The 16,373-nt window shown below is 68.0% G+C and carries 13 protein-coding genes; 7 read left to right on the top strand and 6 right to left on the bottom strand.

Features of this window, described 5'->3' with window-relative positions:
- Nucleotides 1-61 precede the first annotated feature (61 nt).
- Genes BMW78_RS14175 through BMW78_RS14155 form a run of 5 tightly spaced genes read left to right on the top strand, consistent with a single transcriptional unit; the run spans nucleotide 62 to nucleotide 5,484 of the window.
- On the top strand, nucleotides 62-1,183 hold the full coding sequence (locus BMW78_RS14175) for a glycerophosphoryl diester phosphodiesterase membrane domain-containing protein (protein ID WP_091761129.1): 1,122 nt from the start codon (nucleotides 62-64) through the stop codon (nucleotides 1,181-1,183).
- Nucleotides 1,184-1,933 carry a DUF4129 domain-containing protein gene (locus BMW78_RS14170; protein ID WP_091761128.1) on the top strand — a complete coding sequence of 250 codons (750 nt, stop codon included), beginning with the start codon at nucleotides 1,184-1,186 and terminating at the stop codon, nucleotides 1,931-1,933.
- Nucleotides 1,930-3,159 carry a DUF4350 domain-containing protein gene (locus BMW78_RS14165; RefSeq protein WP_091761127.1) on the top strand — a complete coding sequence of 410 codons (1,230 nt, stop codon included), beginning with the start codon at nucleotides 1,930-1,932 and terminating at the stop codon, nucleotides 3,157-3,159. The genes BMW78_RS14170 and BMW78_RS14165 overlap by 4 nt, the downstream gene beginning before the upstream one ends.
- Nucleotides 3,156-4,181 (top strand): AAA family ATPase, encoded by a 1,026-nt coding sequence (locus tag BMW78_RS14160; RefSeq protein ID WP_091761125.1) that lies wholly within the window; start codon nucleotides 3,156-3,158, stop codon nucleotides 4,179-4,181. Before BMW78_RS14165 ends, BMW78_RS14160 begins: the two co-directional genes overlap by 4 nt.
- Nucleotides 4,182-4,191: 10 nt before the next feature.
- Complete coding sequence (locus BMW78_RS14155) at nucleotides 4,192-5,484, top strand: DUF58 domain-containing protein (protein WP_091761124.1); 1,293 nt, start codon at nucleotides 4,192-4,194, stop codon at nucleotides 5,482-5,484.
- A gap of 130 nt (nucleotides 5,485-5,614) precedes the next feature.
- Here BMW78_RS14155 and BMW78_RS14150 read toward each other — a convergent pair whose 3' ends face one another.
- The 5 genes from BMW78_RS14150 to BMW78_RS21050 form a co-directional block, all read right to left on the bottom strand.
- Entirely contained in the window at nucleotides 5,615-9,232 is a 3,618-nt protein-coding gene (locus tag BMW78_RS14150; protein ID WP_143056261.1) for a hypothetical protein, read from the bottom strand.
- A gap of 196 nt (nucleotides 9,233-9,428) precedes the next feature.
- Entirely contained in the window at nucleotides 9,429-10,538 is a 1,110-nt protein-coding gene (locus BMW78_RS14145; RefSeq protein ID WP_177180401.1) for a DUF4365 domain-containing protein, read from the bottom strand.
- A 290-nt stretch (nucleotides 10,539-10,828) separates the two neighbouring features.
- The gene (locus BMW78_RS20860) at nucleotides 10,829-10,996 is read right to left on the bottom strand and encodes a hypothetical protein (RefSeq protein WP_177180400.1); all 168 of its coding nucleotides are present in this window, start codon (nucleotides 10,994-10,996) and stop codon (nucleotides 10,829-10,831) included.
- Between the two features lie 103 nt (nucleotides 10,997-11,099).
- A complete protein-coding gene (locus BMW78_RS14140) occupies nucleotides 11,100-12,299 on the bottom strand; it encodes a DUF4268 domain-containing protein (protein ID WP_218144366.1) in 1,200 nt (399 codons plus the stop codon).
- A 91-nt stretch (nucleotides 12,300-12,390) separates the two neighbouring features.
- A complete protein-coding gene (locus tag BMW78_RS21050) occupies nucleotides 12,391-13,497 on the bottom strand; it encodes a hypothetical protein (RefSeq protein ID WP_218144365.1) in 1,107 nt (368 codons plus the stop codon).
- Between the two features lie 532 nt (nucleotides 13,498-14,029).
- Here BMW78_RS21050 and BMW78_RS14130 point away from each other — a divergent pair.
- Nucleotides 14,030-14,389, top strand: coding sequence for an MmcQ/YjbR family DNA-binding protein (locus BMW78_RS14130; protein ID WP_091761114.1), 360 nt, complete (start codon nucleotides 14,030-14,032; stop codon nucleotides 14,387-14,389).
- An 83-nt stretch (nucleotides 14,390-14,472) separates the two neighbouring features.
- On the opposite strand, the gene BMW78_RS14125 is transcribed toward BMW78_RS14130, so the two are convergent.
- Nucleotides 14,473-15,468: a stage II sporulation protein M gene (locus BMW78_RS14125; protein WP_091761111.1), complete on the bottom strand. Its 996-nt coding sequence runs from the start codon at nucleotides 15,466-15,468 to the stop codon at nucleotides 14,473-14,475.
- A gap of 70 nt (nucleotides 15,469-15,538) precedes the next feature.
- Here BMW78_RS14125 and BMW78_RS14120 point away from each other — a divergent pair, with 70 nt between their 5' ends.
- Nucleotides 15,539-16,366, top strand: a complete 828-nt coding sequence (locus tag BMW78_RS14120) for an RDD family protein (protein ID WP_091761109.1) — start codon at nucleotides 15,539-15,541, stop codon at nucleotides 16,364-16,366.
- Nucleotides 16,367-16,373 lie beyond the last annotated feature (7 nt).

The raw sequence follows: 16,373 nt of genomic DNA, 5'->3' as shown, positions 1-16,373 counted from the left end.
CCGTCGTTCTGCGCTGGTAGGTTTCGCCGTACCGCGCGAGCGGGCTGGCTGAGGGGGTCGGATGAGTGAGGGCACGGTGCCCGGCGGAGCCACGGGCGCGACGCCCGGCTGGAGCGCACCCGGTGCGGCCCCGGCCCCGGAGCGGGGCGACGTGGGCTACGGGCAGCCAGCCGCGGCATACCCCTCCCTTCCGTCGCCCACCCACGCACCGCCGGGGTGGAGCGGTGTCCCGGCCCACAAGCCGGGCATCATCGCGCTGCGGCCCCTGACCTTCGGCGACATCATCGAGGCGAGCTTCGCCTGCCTGCGCCGCAACCCGCGCACCTTCCTCGGCCTGGCCCTGCTGACCTCGCTCGTCGTGCTGCTCGTGATGGCCGCCATCGGCGGCCTGGTCTGGCTCGTCAGCACCTCCGTCAACAGCACCGACGGGCTCGACGTCGTGCTCGCCCTCGGCGTGACCTCGTCCGTCGCGCTGCTGCTGTTCACCAGCACGGCGACCTCCATCGCGCTGTCGGGGATCCTCGCCTACCCGGTGGGTGAGGCGGTGCTGGGCCGCACCGCCTCGATGGGCGAGACCTGGCGGCGCACCCGCCGCTTCCTGCCCCGGCTCCTCGGCCTCTGCGTGGTGCTCGTCATCCCGCCCACCGTGGTGTTCGCCGGCTTGGTGGCGCTGGCCGTGTGGGGCTTCGCCGGTGGCACCCCGGCCGTCGGGGCGCTCGGTGTCGTGGCCGTGCTGTGCCTCACCCTGGCGACCATCTGGTTGGGCATCCGGCTGGTGCTCGCCACGCCGGCGGTGGTGCTCGAGGACCTCGGCGTCGTCGCGTCGCTGCGCCGTTCGTGGCGGCTGACGCCCGGGCTGTTCTGGCGCACCTTCGGCATCCTGTTCGTGTCCGGCCTCCTCATCGGCATCGTGCAGTACGTGTTGTCGTTCGCGTTCCAGCTCGGCGGCATGCTGCTCGGCTTCGCTGTCGGCTCCATGGGCAGCGGCCAGGCCGCTGACCTGGTCGCCGGCGTCGTCACGGTCGGCGCCTCCGTGCTCGGCAGCCTGCTCAGTGGGGTCGTCACCCAGCCGTTCATGGCCGCGGTGCTCGCCCTGCTCTACACCGACGCGCGGATCCGCAAGGAGGGCTTCGACCTCGCGCTCGCCCGGGTCGCGGCCGGCGCCAGCCCCATCGGTCGCTAGATGGTGCCCCTGGCCGCTGCCGCCGCGCTGCCCGCAGCTGCCATGGCCGCGCTGCCCGCGGCAGCCGCGTCCGTCGCGGGGGTGCCTGCGCGCGCCGCGCTGCACGTCGCGGCGCGCCTCGACCCGGGCAACGGTGAGGCGCGCAGGTGGCTCGAGGAGGAGCTGTCGCGTCCGGCCTACCACGAGCACAACGACCCGATCGCCCGAGCCCTCGCCGCCCTCGAGCGGTTCATCGACAGCCTGCTGAACGCCGACCCCAGCGCGGGAGGCGCGCTGCCGGCCGGCATCGCCGGGCTCGTGACCGCCGGCCTGGTGGCGTTGGTGCTCTTCGCCCTGCGCCACGTGCGCCGCGAGGCACGCCGCGGCGACGTCGGTGGACCCGCCCTGCTGGGCGAGGAGCGGCTGACCGCCGAGCAGTTCCGCGAGCGCAGCCGCCGCGCCCTTGACGAGGGCAGGTTCGCCGACGCCGTGCTCGACGCCATGCGGGCGACCGCCCAGGGAGCCGCCGAGCGGACCCTGCTCGACGACGCCCCGTCGCTGACCGCCCATGAGGTGGGGCTGCAGCTCGCCGTGCCGTTTCCGGAACACCGCGACGAGCTGGCCCGGGCGGCAGACCTGTTCGACGCCGTGGCCTACGGGCACCACGCCCCCGAGCGCGAGCAGGCCGAGCACCTGCTTGCGCTCGAAGCCACCCTGCGGCGCACCCGGCCGGCGACCCGCCAGCCCGTCGCTGCGGGAGGTGCCTCGTGAGCCTGACCGTGTGGGACCGCCACGAGGCCGAAGCCGCCACCGCCACCGACGCGAGTCCGGGTGGCACACCCGAGTCGCCTCAGGGCGGACGCTCGCGCCGGCGACGCCTGGTGCTCGTCACCGCCGTGGTGCTGGTGCTCGGGCTGGTCGTGGCAGTGGCGGTGAGTCTCGCCCGTCGTGGCGGCAACGACGCACCACTGGACCCGCGCAACCCCGGCGCCAACGGCGCGCAGGCGGTCGCGCGGGTGCTCGAGCAGCGCGGCGTTGCGGTCGACATCGCGCGCGGGCAGGCCGAGCTCGCAGACACCGACGCCATCGACGGCTCCACCACCGTCCTCGTCTCCGACCCGCGAGCCCTCTCGGAGGAGACGGCCGCCGCGATGTGGGACAGGGTGCGAGGCGCCCGGCGGCTGGTGCTGGTCGAGCCCGACCGCTTCCTCCTGCAGGCCCTCGACCTCGCCGTCTCGCCGGCCGGCGGGGGCAGCCCCACCCGGTCGCTGCGGGCCGGCTGCGTGCTGGCGGGCCTCACCGCCTCCGACACCGTGACGGCCGGTGGCACGGGCTACACGAGCCCCGCCCCCGGCGCCACGCGCTGCTTCAGCTTCGAGGGCAGCTCGGAGCTGGTGTCGCTGCCCGCCAGCCCCGGCACCCCGGAGGTGGTCGTGCTCGGCAGCGGCGACCTGCTCAGCAACGGCGAGGTCACCCGCTACGACAACGCCGGCGTGAGCCTGCGGCTGCTCGGCCAGGGCGACCGGCTCGTCTGGTACGTCCCCTCGGTGCTCGACGTCTCCGCCGGCGACACCACCCCGGCCTCCGAGCTGCCGAGGGCGCTGGGCCCGCTGGCCCTGCTGGCCCTCTTCGCGGTGCTCGCGCTGATGCTGTGGCGGGGCCGGCGCTTCGGTCCGCTCGTGACCGAGCCGCTCCCGGCCGTGGTCAAGGCGGTCGAGACGACCCAGAGCCGCGGGCGCCTCTACCGCCGGGCCCGTGACACCGGCCGGGCCGGCACCGTCCTGCGCGCCGCGGCCACCCGCCGGCTCGCGAGCTGGCTCGGCCTGCCGGTCGGGGCGACGCCCGAGGCGGTGGCGCAGGCCACGGCCGCGGCGTCCGGCCGCCCGCTGCACGAGGTGCTGGCCCTGCTGGCCGGTCCCCCACCTGCCGACGAGGATGCGATGGTGGCCCTCGCCGACGACCTGTCCACCCTGGAGAAGGAAGTGCACCGCCCATGACGGACCAGCCCCACACCACCCTGACCGACGCGCCGGGCGCCGACGTGCCGGGCGCTGACGACGCGAGGCGGTCCGAGCAGGCACGCCGGGCACTGCTCGCGGTGCGGGCCGAGGTCGGCAAGGCCGTGGTCGGCCAGGACGCCGCCGTCACCGGCATCCTCATCGGCCTGCTCTGCCGGGGGCACGTGCTGCTCGAGGGCGTGCCGGGCGTCGCCAAAACCCTGCTCGTGCGCAGCCTCGCCGCCGCCCTCGACGTGCAGACCAAGCGCGTGCAGTTCACCCCCGACCTCATGCCGGGCGACGTGACGGGCTCGCTCGTCTACGACAACGCCACGTCGGAGTTCTCCTTCCGCGAGGGGCCGGTCTTCACCAACCTGCTGCTCGCCGACGAGATCAACCGCACGCCCCCCAAGACCCAGGCGTCGCTGCTGGAGGCCATGGAGGAGCGGCAGGTGTCGGTCGACGGCATGCCACGCCCCCTGCCGGTGCCGTTCATGGTGGCGGCGACCCAGAACCCGGTCGAGTACGAGGGCACCTACCCGCTGCCCGAGGCGCAGCTCGACCGCTTCCTGCTCAAGGCGGTGCTGCCGCTGCCCTCGCGCGACCACGAGGTCGCCGTCATCGCCCGGCACGCCGCGGGCTTCGACCCTCGCGACCTCGCGGGAGCCGGCCTGCGGGCGGTCGCCTCCGCCGACGACCTGGCCGCCGGGGCGCAGGCCGTGGCCCGGGTTGAGGCGTCGCCCGAGGTGATCGGCTACATCGTCGACATCGCCCGGGCGACCCGGCACTCCCCCTCGCTGTCGCTCGGCGTGAGCCCTCGCGGCGCCACGGCGCTGCTGGCCACCAGCCGCGCCTGGGCCTGGCTCAACGGCCGCGACTTCATCACCCCCGACGACGTCAAGGCGCTGGCGCAGGCGACACTCGCCCACCGCCTGACGCTGCGCCCGGAGGCCGAGCTCGAGGGCGTGGGCGTGGCCGCGGTGCTCGACAGCGCCATCGGGTCCGTGCCCGTGCCCCGCTGAGGCCCAGCCCGTGTTCGTGACCGGCCGCCTCGTGGCGCTCGTGCTGTGCGGGGTCGTGCCCGTGCTGCTGCGCCCGGCCGTGACCACCGTCTGGCTCTGGGTGGTCGTCTTCCTCGTGGCCACGGCCCTTGACGTGGCGCTCGCCGGCAGCACCAAGGTCCTGCACCTGGAGCGCCGCCCGTCGGCGCAGGTGCGCCTCGGCGAGACCGGCAGCACCACGCTGCTGGCCACGAACACCGGCCGGCGGACGTTCCGCGGTTCCCTGCGCGACGCGTGGCAGCCGTCGGCCGGGGCCGTGGGCAACCGTCACCAGGTCGTGGTGCCCGGTGGCGAGCGCCGCGCCCTGCGCACCACGCTCACCCCCACCCGGCGCGGTGACCGACAGGCGGACCGGGTCACCGTGCGCCGGCTCGGCCCGTTGCGCGTGGCCGGACGGCAGCGCTCGTATGCCGTCCCCGGGCACGTGCGCGCCCTGCCGCCGTTCCACTCGCGTCGCCACCTCCCCTCCCGACTGGCCCAGCTGCGCCAGCTCGACGGCCGTTCCGCGGTGCGGGTGCGCGGCCAGGGCACCGAGTTCGACTCGCTGCGCGACTACGTCGAGGGCGACGACGTGCGCAGCATCGACTGGCGGGCCACCGCCCGCCGCCGCTCGACGGTGGTGCGCACCTGGCAGCCGGAGAAGGACCGCCACATCGTCCTCGTGCTCGACACCTCGCGGACCTCCGCGGGCAGGGTCGGTGACACCCCGCGCCTCGACGCCGCCATGGACGCCGCGCTGCTGCTCGGCGCCCTTGCCTCGCGAGCCGGTGACCGGGTCGACCTCATCGCGGGCGACCGCCGGGTGCACCGCAAGGTCGTCGGGTCGAGCCGCACCACGCTGCTCTCCGACCTCGTCGCCGCCATGGCCCCGCTTGAGCCGGCGCTGCTCGAGGCGGACTGGCGGCTGCTCACCTCGGAGGTCACCCGGCTGAGCCGACACCGGGGCCTCGTCGTGCTGCTCACTCCGCTGGAGCCCGCGGCCATCGAGGAGTCGCTGCTGCCGCCGCTCGGCGTGCTGGCCCAGCGGCACCGGGTCGTGGTGGCCTCGGTCTCCGACCCCGCCCTCGGCGAGATGCGGGCCGGCCGGGGCGACGCCCGTGCGGTCTACGACGCGGCGGCGGCCGAGCGCAGCGTGGCGCTGCGACAGCGCACGGCGGCCGGGCTGGGCCGCCTCGGTGTCGAGGTGCTCGATGCCGACCCGGAGCACCTTCCGGTGGCCCTCGCCGACCACTACCTGCTACTCAAGAGCCGCGGCCTGCTCTGACCAGTTCTGGTCATCGCTGGCTTCGCGAAGCGCATGCGCGTCCACCGACTCTGTCGGCGACTACGTGTGTCATTCCGCCCAGAATGCCGCGCGGACAAACGTCCGCGACATGACCGGCCCCCAACAGAAGTCAACTGGTGCGTCGCCGAGGACGCCCGCTGCTCTTTGCGGGCATCGCGTTGAAACCCAGCGTGTCCAGGTTCAAGTCAGCGAACGGGATGATGGGAATGGAGCTCGATGTAGCGAGTGGTGTCACTAGCGGCTCGCTTGTCACGATTACCCCCGCCACAGTGGTCACGGCAAGGCCGGCATTCGCACCGACATGGGCTAGAACGGTGCCGATATTGGCGCCAAGCCAGTCGATTCGCCGAGCATGCTTGTCCACGGTCGACCGCTCTGGCTTCTTGCCCTGCTTACCCATGAACAGTTTGGCTATCTCGTGCGACATCTCCGAAGGAGTTCGCGCAACTTCAAAGTCTTTGGCTTCAACAGCGAGCACGGTGCGCGTGTCGGGGTGCCAGGCGAGGACGTCGATGTCGCCCAGGTCTAGGCCGTCCGAATCGGCTATGCGCGCCCCTCCGATCTTGCTCACGGAGAGCTGGGCGCTGAAGCCGAGGCTGCGTAGTCGTTCGGCAACGTCCGCGGCGTAGCCGTCGTTGATGCGACCGCGTGCCTCGGAGACGTACGCCTTCATCGCTTGAGTCTTGGCGTTGGCTTGCAGTCGGCCCGAGATGAGACTGGTAAACCAGTAGGGACCGGTGTTTAGAACACTGCGGAACCCGAACACCAACTCGTCGCCTTGAAGGATCAGTGGCCTGCGCACGTATGACATATTGCGGTTGAAGCGCCATGGCACCGCGTCGGGGCCGATCTCCATGAACTCGCGCCGCGCGGTGAGCGACATTGCTTTTAGCACAGTGTCGACGACACCTGGGTTGAGGTCCCGGCTCGAAGCGACCTGGGCGAGTGCGTCGGCGCGGGCGATGCGTGTGACTTGGTCTGCGGTTCCAAGGTCTAGCAGTCCACCGCAAACTTCGCGTAGGTCCCGCAGGGTGAACCCGTACTCGCTGCGCATCGCATCCGCGCTTTCTGTGACGATGTCGGGCCCGGGTGCCACTTTGGGTCCATCCGGTGGTGGCTCAGTAGCCGTTCGAATTGCCCTCGCACCGGCCGCTTCGACGTACGTCTGCATCGCCTTGTCGACAGGTTCGTCCCGACTCATGCCGAGGCGTCCGGACTCTAGGATGGACACGTCGAAGTCTGCGAGTTTGTAGTGGAGGAAGTCGGACGCTGTTCCGCGCTCGATGATTTCCTGAGCGAGACCGAGGAGCCGGTAATAGTCCCGTGTAGTCGGCAGCCGTTCGCCGAGCGGTGGTTGGGCGGCGACGTATTCGATGAGGAACCTATTCGCTCGTTGGGCCGTGGCGCTTTCGCTGCGGTGCTCAACGAGTTCTCTGGTCGTTTCAGCACCGGCGCCGAAGCAAGCAAGCCGTGACCGAAGCACTCTTGCGTTGTACTTCGCGAAGTGGATGAGTGCCTCGTTCTGCGCGACGAGGTACTTCAGCAGCGCTTGTTGGTCATACCGAGCGATCTCCGTTTCCACGAGTGTGAACAGGTGGCCAACGGCCTTGTTCAAGGTTCCGGACCTGTCACTCCCCGTGAGCGGTCCTACTGGGAGACCGGCACCGGACGGGTCGCGGAGCCACTCGCCCAGTTCGTCGAGGATTTGTGCGGTGACTTGCCCGTGCCCGGTGAGCGGAGCGGGGAGGCGTTCAGCTCGCATGTCGGGTGTGTCGTTTTCGTTGAAGGCGTTGAGCATCCGTTTCGGGCCGAGCGGCGCGACCGCATTCACGAGCGGGTTGACGTCACGAGCATCAACAGCGAACAAGTCCGTTAGGAGCGCTGCGACAAGGTGCCGTTCAGCAACGTTCGTTTCCTCTTGGAGCTCGGCAACGAACAGGTCGGTGAATCGGAGGTTGACGGTGCTGTCCGCGCGAATCGCAAGCACCGGTTGTCTGGCGGTGGCCGCATCCTTGAGGCGTGTCCATTGTTCCGCGGGGCCTGGCGACACAACCAGGTGGCATCTCAGGGTCGGCGGCGTGAGCCCACCCCGGACGACGCACTCACGGACCCAGTACGAGACAGCTTCAAGGAGCAATGCGGCTACATCTGCTCGCGGTTGGCCACCCAGGTCAGGGCTCACGAAGATCAGATGGGTCCCGAACTCCACCACATACCCAACGAACGAGCTGGCCGGGCCGGTGATGAATATTTCGGGAGCGTCTCGGTTGTATCGCCGCCTGACTTGGACCATCGGCCGGCCTTCAACCGGTGCCTCTACCCCGTGACGATCGGTCTCTTCGAAATACCTTTCCCGTTCGAAGAACCCATCCCCTGCCTCAAAGACAACGATGCTAGGCAGACCATCATCGGAGAAGTAGAACGACTTCTCGTTGTCTACATAAGACGTGTATTCGTCAAGAATGTTGGTCGACATCGATTGTCCTGGACGACGATCGGCGGCTTCAGCGAAGTACAGCAAGCCGAGGGCGCCGTCTTGCTCCCTGTGGAGCATGACCTCAAGGTCGTCGCCCCGCGCCATGAGCACCGGATCGGCCCCTTCCATGTGCGGGACACCCCAAAAGGCGGACCGGCCCGGACTGTCAGTAACGATGAGGTGCAACACCGTCTCTGCCGATGAGTATGTGGAACGCACGCTGGGTTGAATAAGTTGGCCGATGCGCTCGAGGACCGCGTGGGTGTCGTGGACGCCCCAGACCTCGTCCGGCGCCCAATCCGTGAGGGGGTCGGTAGCCCCGATGACGTGTAGGTCGGTTGTGGCGTCGATGGACCATAGGTACCTGTTCATCGACGTGTCCTCCGACAGAATCTGTCGCTCTGCGTCAGGAGGAAGCAGACGCTCAACTCGACGGAGAGCAGCGTCACGGTACCTCTTCCCGAGTTCCGCGAGTTGCGTCTCCTGGTAGGCGAAGCGAAGCAGGTGATAGCGGACGGTCAGCAGCAGATCGAGGGGCACCACAACTTGATAGCCATCCGGCAGACGAAGGAAGGGCGTCTGCAGAAGTCGGTCCTCCACGACATCGTCGTCGCAGGGGTCAGTCAGGTCGCCGGGGTCCAAGGCGAATGTGTCTACAACCATGCGCAACCAAGGGCCATGCGTTTCCAAGTCTTTATGAGTGAGGAGGGCCGCGTGCCCCAACTCATTGAGTCTCGCCGCACTTGGCACCTCCACCGGCGTACGCGGATCTCGGCCCGGACGTGTCCCCCTAGCCAGGCCGGAGCGTGTCAGTACAAGGTTGCTCACTGTGAGAAGACCTTGGATGAGTTGCCGCATAGGAACCCGAAGGTCCTTCGGCATCCAGTCCTCACGGAAGGCTGCATCCGCAAGGTTCTCCAGATCGGCGACTGTGTGCTCGCCAGAGCCAGGCGACACCAGATATTCACCGCCAAAGAAGCTCATGCTCTGGATGAGAATCTCGGAATACGGATCCTCCTGACTCGTGATTCTGCTGCCCCCGATGTCATCGCGCTTGAGCAGACCCCGCACAGTGCTCGAACTCAGCGGCTTCTGCGAGTCGTCTGGGATCGCCATTCCCAGCGCGGCGAGGCGATGTAACCGCACCAGACGTGACGCGTTGGACGGCAGCAGCATCAGCCCGGCCGCAGCACGAACAATCGCGGGACCACCGACGTGCGCTGGAGCGTCAACAACCACAGTTCCGACCACGCGCCTTATGCTGTCATCCGGCGCCGACAAACCTTCCTCCGCGGGCGCATCGCTACGCCGCCAGGCAGCGGTCTGTCTGTCAGGGATGCACCGTTAGGCCTCTAGCCTCTGCACGGCCGGCCAACCACAAAAGAACGTGCCTGGGTTCCTCTTCAAGTCCAACTCAAAGGAGGCTACTGCTGGTCGCTCACCAAGGCTACGCCTCGGCAAGGAGATCATCCGGAGGCTCCGGTGGGTTGTACTTGTGGCCCACGTGGTAGTCGGACAACGTGGCTAGGAACGTGGGCAGACGCCACTCCCGAACCAGTTCCTCGTACATCCGCCCCAAGTTGGCGGCTCGTCGGAAACCATCGAGCAGGTAGTGCTGATACCGGAGCACGTCTTCCTCTGGAAGTACCTGGTTCATTGGTGGCAGGTGTTCCTGCAGGAAGAGCAAGTTCTTCTGAACATCCTCCAGGGGAGCCCAGTAGGCCTCACCAGCAGGGTTCCAGATCGAGAGACGCAAGGCAGCGCGGAGAAAGGTCCGTGCCATGGTCAGCATCTCGGGGGCGGGGATGACGCCTGGGCGCTTGTCGTGGGCGAGGTTCGGATGCTCCGAGCGCGCCCAAGTGAGCTCATGGAACTGGTAACCGAGCGTGTTGAACGCCGCGTAGTACTTGGCCCTACGCGCCAGCAGCCGAATGTAGGAGAAGCCAAGGTCGGCGGTATCCAGCACATTCCAACTCGGGATCAGAATGGTGACGCTGCCTTGTTCCTCGTACGAAGGCTTATAGGGCAGCAAGCCCTTTGCGATGTAGTCGTTCAAGCAGACGTAGTAGACGTTCTCCGAGGACAAGTCGACGTAGCACAAGAGCACAGGGATGGCTGCTCCCATTGTCTCGACAGTTAGCAATGTCTCGGTATCGAGGGTGAACTTCGCAACATCGATTTCGACCGGGGTTCCAAGCGTCGGATCAGGGTCGTACTTCGTAACGTTCCCCCGGCTCCGGACGGTCACCTTCTCTAAAGCGACGGTCCTGGCCGTCTTCACCTGTATGTAGAGATGTTCACCGAGCGTGTTTCCGCTGCCCGGGTCCCCATCGTCGGGCTCAAACACTTCGACGTGCAGATCCAGCCCATAGTCCGGATTGATGGGCCGCACCACCCAGTGCACCGGCAACTTTCGTCGAACGATTTCGACACCAAGGTCGCCGGCGATGTGATTGGAGTGCCGCTGCTTGGTCCGCACCTTGCCCTTGCGCTTCTTGGTGCCCTTCTGGTCACCCTCCTCCTTGACACCACTTCCTGGGGCCTTCGCGTCGCTCACGGCCAGATGGTCTCACCGCCGCAGCGGCAGTGCGAGCGGTTCCCCCACGCTTTGGGTGTCTCATGGCACTGGCACGAATGCTTCACCTTCTAGGGAGAACGACTTCGCGACTGTGTTCTGGAGGGATGCAGTGAGTCGCCCTGACGGCAGCAGTGGCCTCGCAACTGACGGGTGAACCCTTGGGGCCAGCAACCACGGCCTCCGCGTCGCCAAGCGCCCTATAGCGGCATCCCCTCGACGCGAGCGCAACGGGAGTGCGTCTTACCGCCGCCAAGGCTGCCGGGGCCCAATCAGTGCGGTCCTTGGAATTGGAAGTCGCCGGCCAGCCACCGGACGAAGCGGCGCGATCGATCCACATAGGTTTGCACCGAGGCCTCCTTGAGTCCTGCCGCCCGAGCCTCTCGCTCGAATCGGTCCAGCTCATTCAGCAGATCTGAGATGCTCCACGTGTTGTTCATTCCTGCATCGTGCCTCCGGAAGGGTGGCACAAGCGGGATCCTGCGCATCCTTCTCGCCGCCCCCATTCCGCCCGCGGCGATGTAGCAGCGTGACCCACGCTTCTCAGTCGGCCATGTCCGCGCCTGGGGCGAGTGCAGACTCAGCATTCACTTGGTGTGACTGTGCCGTGGCGTTCCGGACGGCTTTGGCCGTCAGGCGTAGTGGGCCGTCGAGAGCGTCGTACATGGCCAAGAAGGCCTGAGTCGCCCAAGCCTTCAGCGCCTCACGGTCTATCGGCGACAGGGTGAGTAGGTTCGTCGGCGCGGAGTGAGTGGCGATGCGACAGGCGCGGCGCCCATCCATTTCCTCAAACGTCAGGTCGATGCCCGCCTTCTCGTTCCACATGTCCGGTTCTGCAGCGAACTTGTCAAAGAGTGCCTTGTTTCGGATGCCGTCGCCGCTGTCTAGGTAGGCCTCAACGCGAACACGACCGTCGTTGATCTGCGCCAACCCCCAAGCGCCGAAGGGTCCCGACGCAAAGTTGATCCAGCTGTTGTTCGTGTTACGTGCCGGCACCCGGACAGCGGGCCTGGCGCTGTTGACGGCGTCGAGAATCTCAGCAAAGAGGTCCTGCCGCGCCTGATTCAACGGCGTCTCGGTGGATGCGCCGGCACCCCCGCCAGGGTTCGTCTTGACCCCCTTCGCCCAGTCGTTTGGTCTGGATACCACTTCGAAGACCGGCGCACGGGGACCTGACTCACCGATTTGGACGACTCCGACTTCTACGCCGAAGAACTGGATGCCTTGGTCGGTGCGTTCGTTCAGCCAGTCCAAGGCCCTCCGGAAGTCGTCCCGGAATTGGCGTGACACCCAAATGACGGTCGACGCCTCAAGGCCGGCTGCGTAGACCAAGCATTGCCCGAGGTGTGAGTGGTCGGTCCTCTCGAGCTGGTTCTCCACGATGACCACTCGTCCGTCATCGTCTTGAGCCTGTATGTCGAGTCGGAATTGACCTACCAGAACCTCGGTGCCCACGACTGTGAGGGTCATGCCCAGCTCGTCCGCGAGGACGTCGATGTTCTCGGCAAGCCAGGGCGTGAAGTCGCCTGACTCTGACGTCCAAACTTCGCGCGGATCTGCAACGTGCTTGAGGCGACCAAGATTCTTGCTGTCCAGTTCCATGGCAACCTTCCGCTGTGGGCCGTCGGCCCGATGGTACGGCGAGGCGTCGCTGCCGTGTCGCTTCGATTTGCGCTCGACTAGTAGGGGAGCCTGACTGCCGCGGGTCGAAGGAGCACTCCTGCCGCGGCCGAGATGCGTCATACCGCCGTCCTTGAACGCGCTCGGATCCAACCGTTCTCAAGTGGCGAGGCACTACTGGCCGTGCGTCACAACACGTCTGGTTGTCGGGTCCCTAGTTGATCACTCCTGCAGCCCGCATCAACGCGTAGCTGTGATAGCCGTCGATCACCATGTAGCGACGCGGATTGCGCATGTCGGAAGCCAGGCTCTCTAGCATTGACACAACTTCGGGACGAATTTCATGACAGTGCTGCAGGACCAGGACCTCCGCCGGTGACGAAGCCATCCGTTGAAGCTGGTCCCCGTTCTTGCCGAGCATTGCGATCGTCATTGGTCGCCACATCGATCCGCCAGCAGGCCCCTTCAAGACGAACGCAGCGCTATGCCCTCGACCCTCGAGCCTCAGTCGCGTCGTCCACAGATCGTGCTGCTCACCGCCCCAGTCCTTGGGAATCGTCGGTTCACCAATGAGCGCTGCGAGTGCCTGCTTTACCTCAGCCTCCGCCAACGTGCGCATCGCGTCGAGCGCCTCAGGCATGACCTCGAACTTGACGTTGGCGAACTGCTCGACCTCACTCACGTCGACTCGCTGCCATCGCGGGTGGGGCGTCCACTCGGCTCCTCGTCCGTCCGGAGGCTGAAGAAGGCGCGTTGCGATCGCAAGCGGCCGCAGCTCGACTTCGTCTTCCCCGACAGCCGCGACGTGACCGAGCATGAACTGGTGGCGGACTCCTTTCAGCTCAATGTTTGAGGTGCTGGAGGTCAGACGCGATGGATTGAAGGTTCCGTGAACCAGCATCGATCGGCCATCGCCGACACTGAGGCTCGTTCGAAACGAGGACCGTACTTCAGCAGCACCGGTTCGCCGCGCCTGTCGTTCGGCAGCGACGTCACTCCAAGCGAACTCGCGTTGAAGCCAAACGAGTTGGCCGACATGGCATTGACCAGTGGCGAGAGCGAACTCCAGCGGCTGCACGGCATACCTCGCCAGCCATCGTTCAAGTTCCCGTGCGTAGGCCAGGTGATCACCGCGCCCGAGGCCCCACGTCCGCCGAGCCAAACGTTCCAACCGGCCCCGCGACGTGCCGTTGAACAGCGTCCTGAGCAATTCCTCGTGCAGAAACCACGCGTAGATCGTCTCCGACTCCCAAGGTCCCCGCCCCCTCGACCTCATAATCACCGCATCACTTTGACGCATCCCGCCCCTGTTCAGCGACATCCGACGCCTGAGTCGCCGACGACGCTAAGGGCACAAACACCCAGCGGCCAAGTCCCAAGTTGCGGTGGACGGGTCTCGAACGGTTCGGACGGCGCCGCGCGTCACGGTGTGCCAGCCCGACGGTAACCAGCACGGCTGTTCGACCATCGAGAGTGGAGTTGGACTCGGTGGGTCCGTCCGAACTGTGTCGGGCTTCGCCGCCGGACCGGCCGCGATTGGCGTAGGGAATGGGGGACGGCGCCAGGAGTACCGCGATCTCTTCCCCCCGCGGCGTCTTTCCGCCGCGAAAGGGCCAGACCCGTCAAGGCACCGCGGGGACCGGCCAAAGAATCGGCGCCAAAGCTGAGCCCCTCAGACTGAGCCGGGAATGCCCACAGGGCCGATGACTCCGCGCGGTCGGCGGAGTCGATGCTGTGTAGGCATCCCACCCAGGAGCAGAATCGATGGACAAGACCCCAGCCGCGCGAGTTGCAGGTACGGATCCGCGTGCCGAAACTCGACGTGCCTTCGTCAGCGCCGAGACACTCTGATCATGGCGGCGCTCGACGACCTTCTCCCGCTGGGCACCGAACTGGAGCGCTCCTACCCCGTTCATGTGCACGGCAGGCTGAAGTTCCGCGTCAAGCAGATCGTCTACGTCGCGTTCTCCCGCGACGAGACCGTCATGGGCTTCGCGTTCCCCAAGGAGGAGCGTGCCGCCCTCGTCGCGAGCGAGCCGCACAAGTTCCACCTGCCGCCACCGTCGGACCTGCGCTTCAACTGGGTCCACGCCGACCTTGTGGCGCTGGAGGCCTCCGAGGCCCGCGAGCTGGTCGTCGACGCGTGGCGCATGGTCGTGCCCAAGAAGGTGTCTCGTGCCTACGATCTCGCGCACCCCGACGGGCCGGGCTGAAGCACGACCTTCGGACAGCTACAGATGGAGGCAGCGGCGCGCCGGGACGGCGAGCCCGAGTCGTGCGGCATACCGGTTCGGCGTCAGCCGGCGACCGGGAGCTCGGCGCCCCGGTCGGCTTCGGCGAGGTCGCCGGTCTCGCCGCGGCGGTGGGCCCACCGCCCCGCCGTGAAGACGTAGGTGAAGAAGGCGGCCTCGGCGAGCACCCCGATGCCCACCCGGGCCCAGGTCGGCAGGGGCGAGGGCGTCACGAACGCCTCGATGAGGCCCGAGATGAGCAGCAGCACCACCAGCCCGAGCGAGGTGGCGAGTGCCGCGCGCCCTTCAGCACCGAGGGCCTGGGCGCGCGTGCGAGCGCCGGGCTCGACCCACGCCCAGAACAGCCGCAGGCCGACGCCAGCCGCCACGAACACGCAGGTCAGCTCGAGCAGCCCATGCGGGGCGATGAGCCCGAAGAACAGACCTCCCCGGTCGTGGCGGATCATGATCGACCCCACGACGGCGAGGTTGGCCATGTTGGTGACGAGCAGGTAGACGACCGGTAGCCCGAAGACCCCGGAGGCGATGCACAGGGCCGAGAGCCAGAAGTTGTTGGTCCACACCCGCAGCGCGAAGGAGGTGGCGGCGTACTCGCTGTAGTAGCGCTCGAAGTCGTTGCCGACGAGCTGGCGGATCTGCGCCGGTGACGCCAGGGAGCTCTCCACCGACGGGTGCGAGAGCAACCACCACCCCATCAGCACGACGAGGACGACGTCGAGGACGAGCACGGTGATCCACCACCGGCGCATCCGGTACAGCGCAGCCGGGAACGTCTGCCCGAAGAAGCGGCCGACGTCCGACCACGACATGGTGCGCGTGCCGGCCGACTTCGAGCGGGCCTTGGCCAGCAGCATGGAGAGGTAGGCCACGAGCGAGGGGTCGGGCGCGGTGGAGCGCACGAGCGAGAGGTGCGTTGCCACCCGCTGGTAGCGGTCGAGGATCTCGTCGGCCTCGGCGCCGCTCAGGCGCCGCTGCTTCGTGAGCTCCTCGAGGCGCTCCCAGTCCCCCTGGTGGGCTGCCACGTAGGCGTCGAGGTCCACGGGCGACACCCTAGTGCCCGGCCCCGAAGGGCGGGCCGCTCTCGGAGGACCCGCTGTAGGGTGAGCCGCCATGAGCAGCAGCACCGTGGGGGTGGGTGCCGACGACCTCGTCACCGGCGAGGCGGTCGCCCTCGACCTGCCCCACGCCGGGCTTGGCCTGCGGATCTGCTCGGGCATCATCGACCTGGTCGTCGGGTTCGCGGCGCTGTGGGGCCTCCAGTGGGTCGCCTACTCCCTGGCCGGGGCCGGCGACGACGCGCTGGTCGGCGCCGCCATCACCATCGCCACGATCAGCGCGATGGTGGCCATCCCGACGACCTTCGAGACGCTCACCCGCGGCAAGACGCTGGGCCACCTGGCGCTCGGACTGCGCACGGTGCGCGACGACGCCGGCCCGATCTCGTTCCGGCACGCGGTGACCCGGGCCATGGTCGGGGTGATCGAGATCTACGGCTGCCTCGGCATGCCGGCCCTGATCTGCGCCGTCTTCAACCGGCGCGCCAAGCGGTTCGGCGACCTCCTGGCCGGCACCTACGTCGTGCGCGACCGGCAGAAGGTCGCCCTGCCACCGCCACCGCAGATGCCGCCGCACCTCGCGGCCTGGGCCGCCGGCGCCGACATCGCACCGCTGCCCGACGCGCTGGCCGCGGCCATCCGCCAGTTCCTGTCGCGCACCGGCAGCTTCTCCCCCGGCATCCGCGAGGAGCTCGGGCAGCGCCTGCTCGCCGAGGCCACACCGTTCATGGCCCCGGCGCCTCCGCCGGGCAACCACCCCGAGTGGGTCCTCATGGCCCTGCTAGCCGAGCGCCGCAGCCGCGACGCCGCCCGGCTCGAGCGCGACCAGGCGCTGCGGGCGAAGGTCGTGCCACCGGACGTGCTGGAGCCGGGCTCACGCTGACAGCCCG

It is taken from the genome of Pedococcus cremeus, assembly GCF_900111375.1.
GTDB lineage: Bacteria > Actinomycetota > Actinomycetes > Actinomycetales > Dermatophilaceae > Pedococcus_A > Pedococcus_A cremeus.
The sequence above is the reverse complement of the archived record's forward strand: the minus strand, read 5'-3'. Positions and strand labels throughout refer to the sequence as shown.

Coding starts and splice junctions, on each gene's coding strand:
- BMW78_RS14175 (WP_091761129.1), top strand. CDS start 62: ATGAGTGAGGGCACGGTGCCCGGCGGAGCCACGGGCGCGACGCCCGGC.
- BMW78_RS14170 (WP_091761128.1), top strand. CDS start 1,184: ATGGTGCCCCTGGCCGCTGCCGCCGCGCTGCCCGCAGCTGCCATGGCC.
- BMW78_RS14160 (WP_091761125.1), top strand. CDS start 3,156: ATGACGGACCAGCCCCACACCACCCTGACCGACGCGCCGGGCGCCGAC.
- BMW78_RS20860 (WP_177180400.1), bottom strand. CDS start 10,996: ATGAACAACACGTGGAGCATCTCAGATCTGCTGAATGAGCTGGACCGA.
- BMW78_RS14140 (WP_218144366.1), bottom strand. CDS start 12,299: ATGACGCATCTCGGCCGCGGCAGGAGTGCTCCTTCGACCCGCGGCAGT.
- BMW78_RS21050 (WP_218144365.1), bottom strand. CDS start 13,497: ATGTCGCTGAACAGGGGCGGGATGCGTCAAAGTGATGCGGTGATTATG.
- BMW78_RS14130 (WP_091761114.1), top strand. CDS start 14,030: ATGGCGGCGCTCGACGACCTTCTCCCGCTGGGCACCGAACTGGAGCGC.
- BMW78_RS14120 (WP_091761109.1), top strand. CDS start 15,539: ATGAGCAGCAGCACCGTGGGGGTGGGTGCCGACGACCTCGTCACCGGC.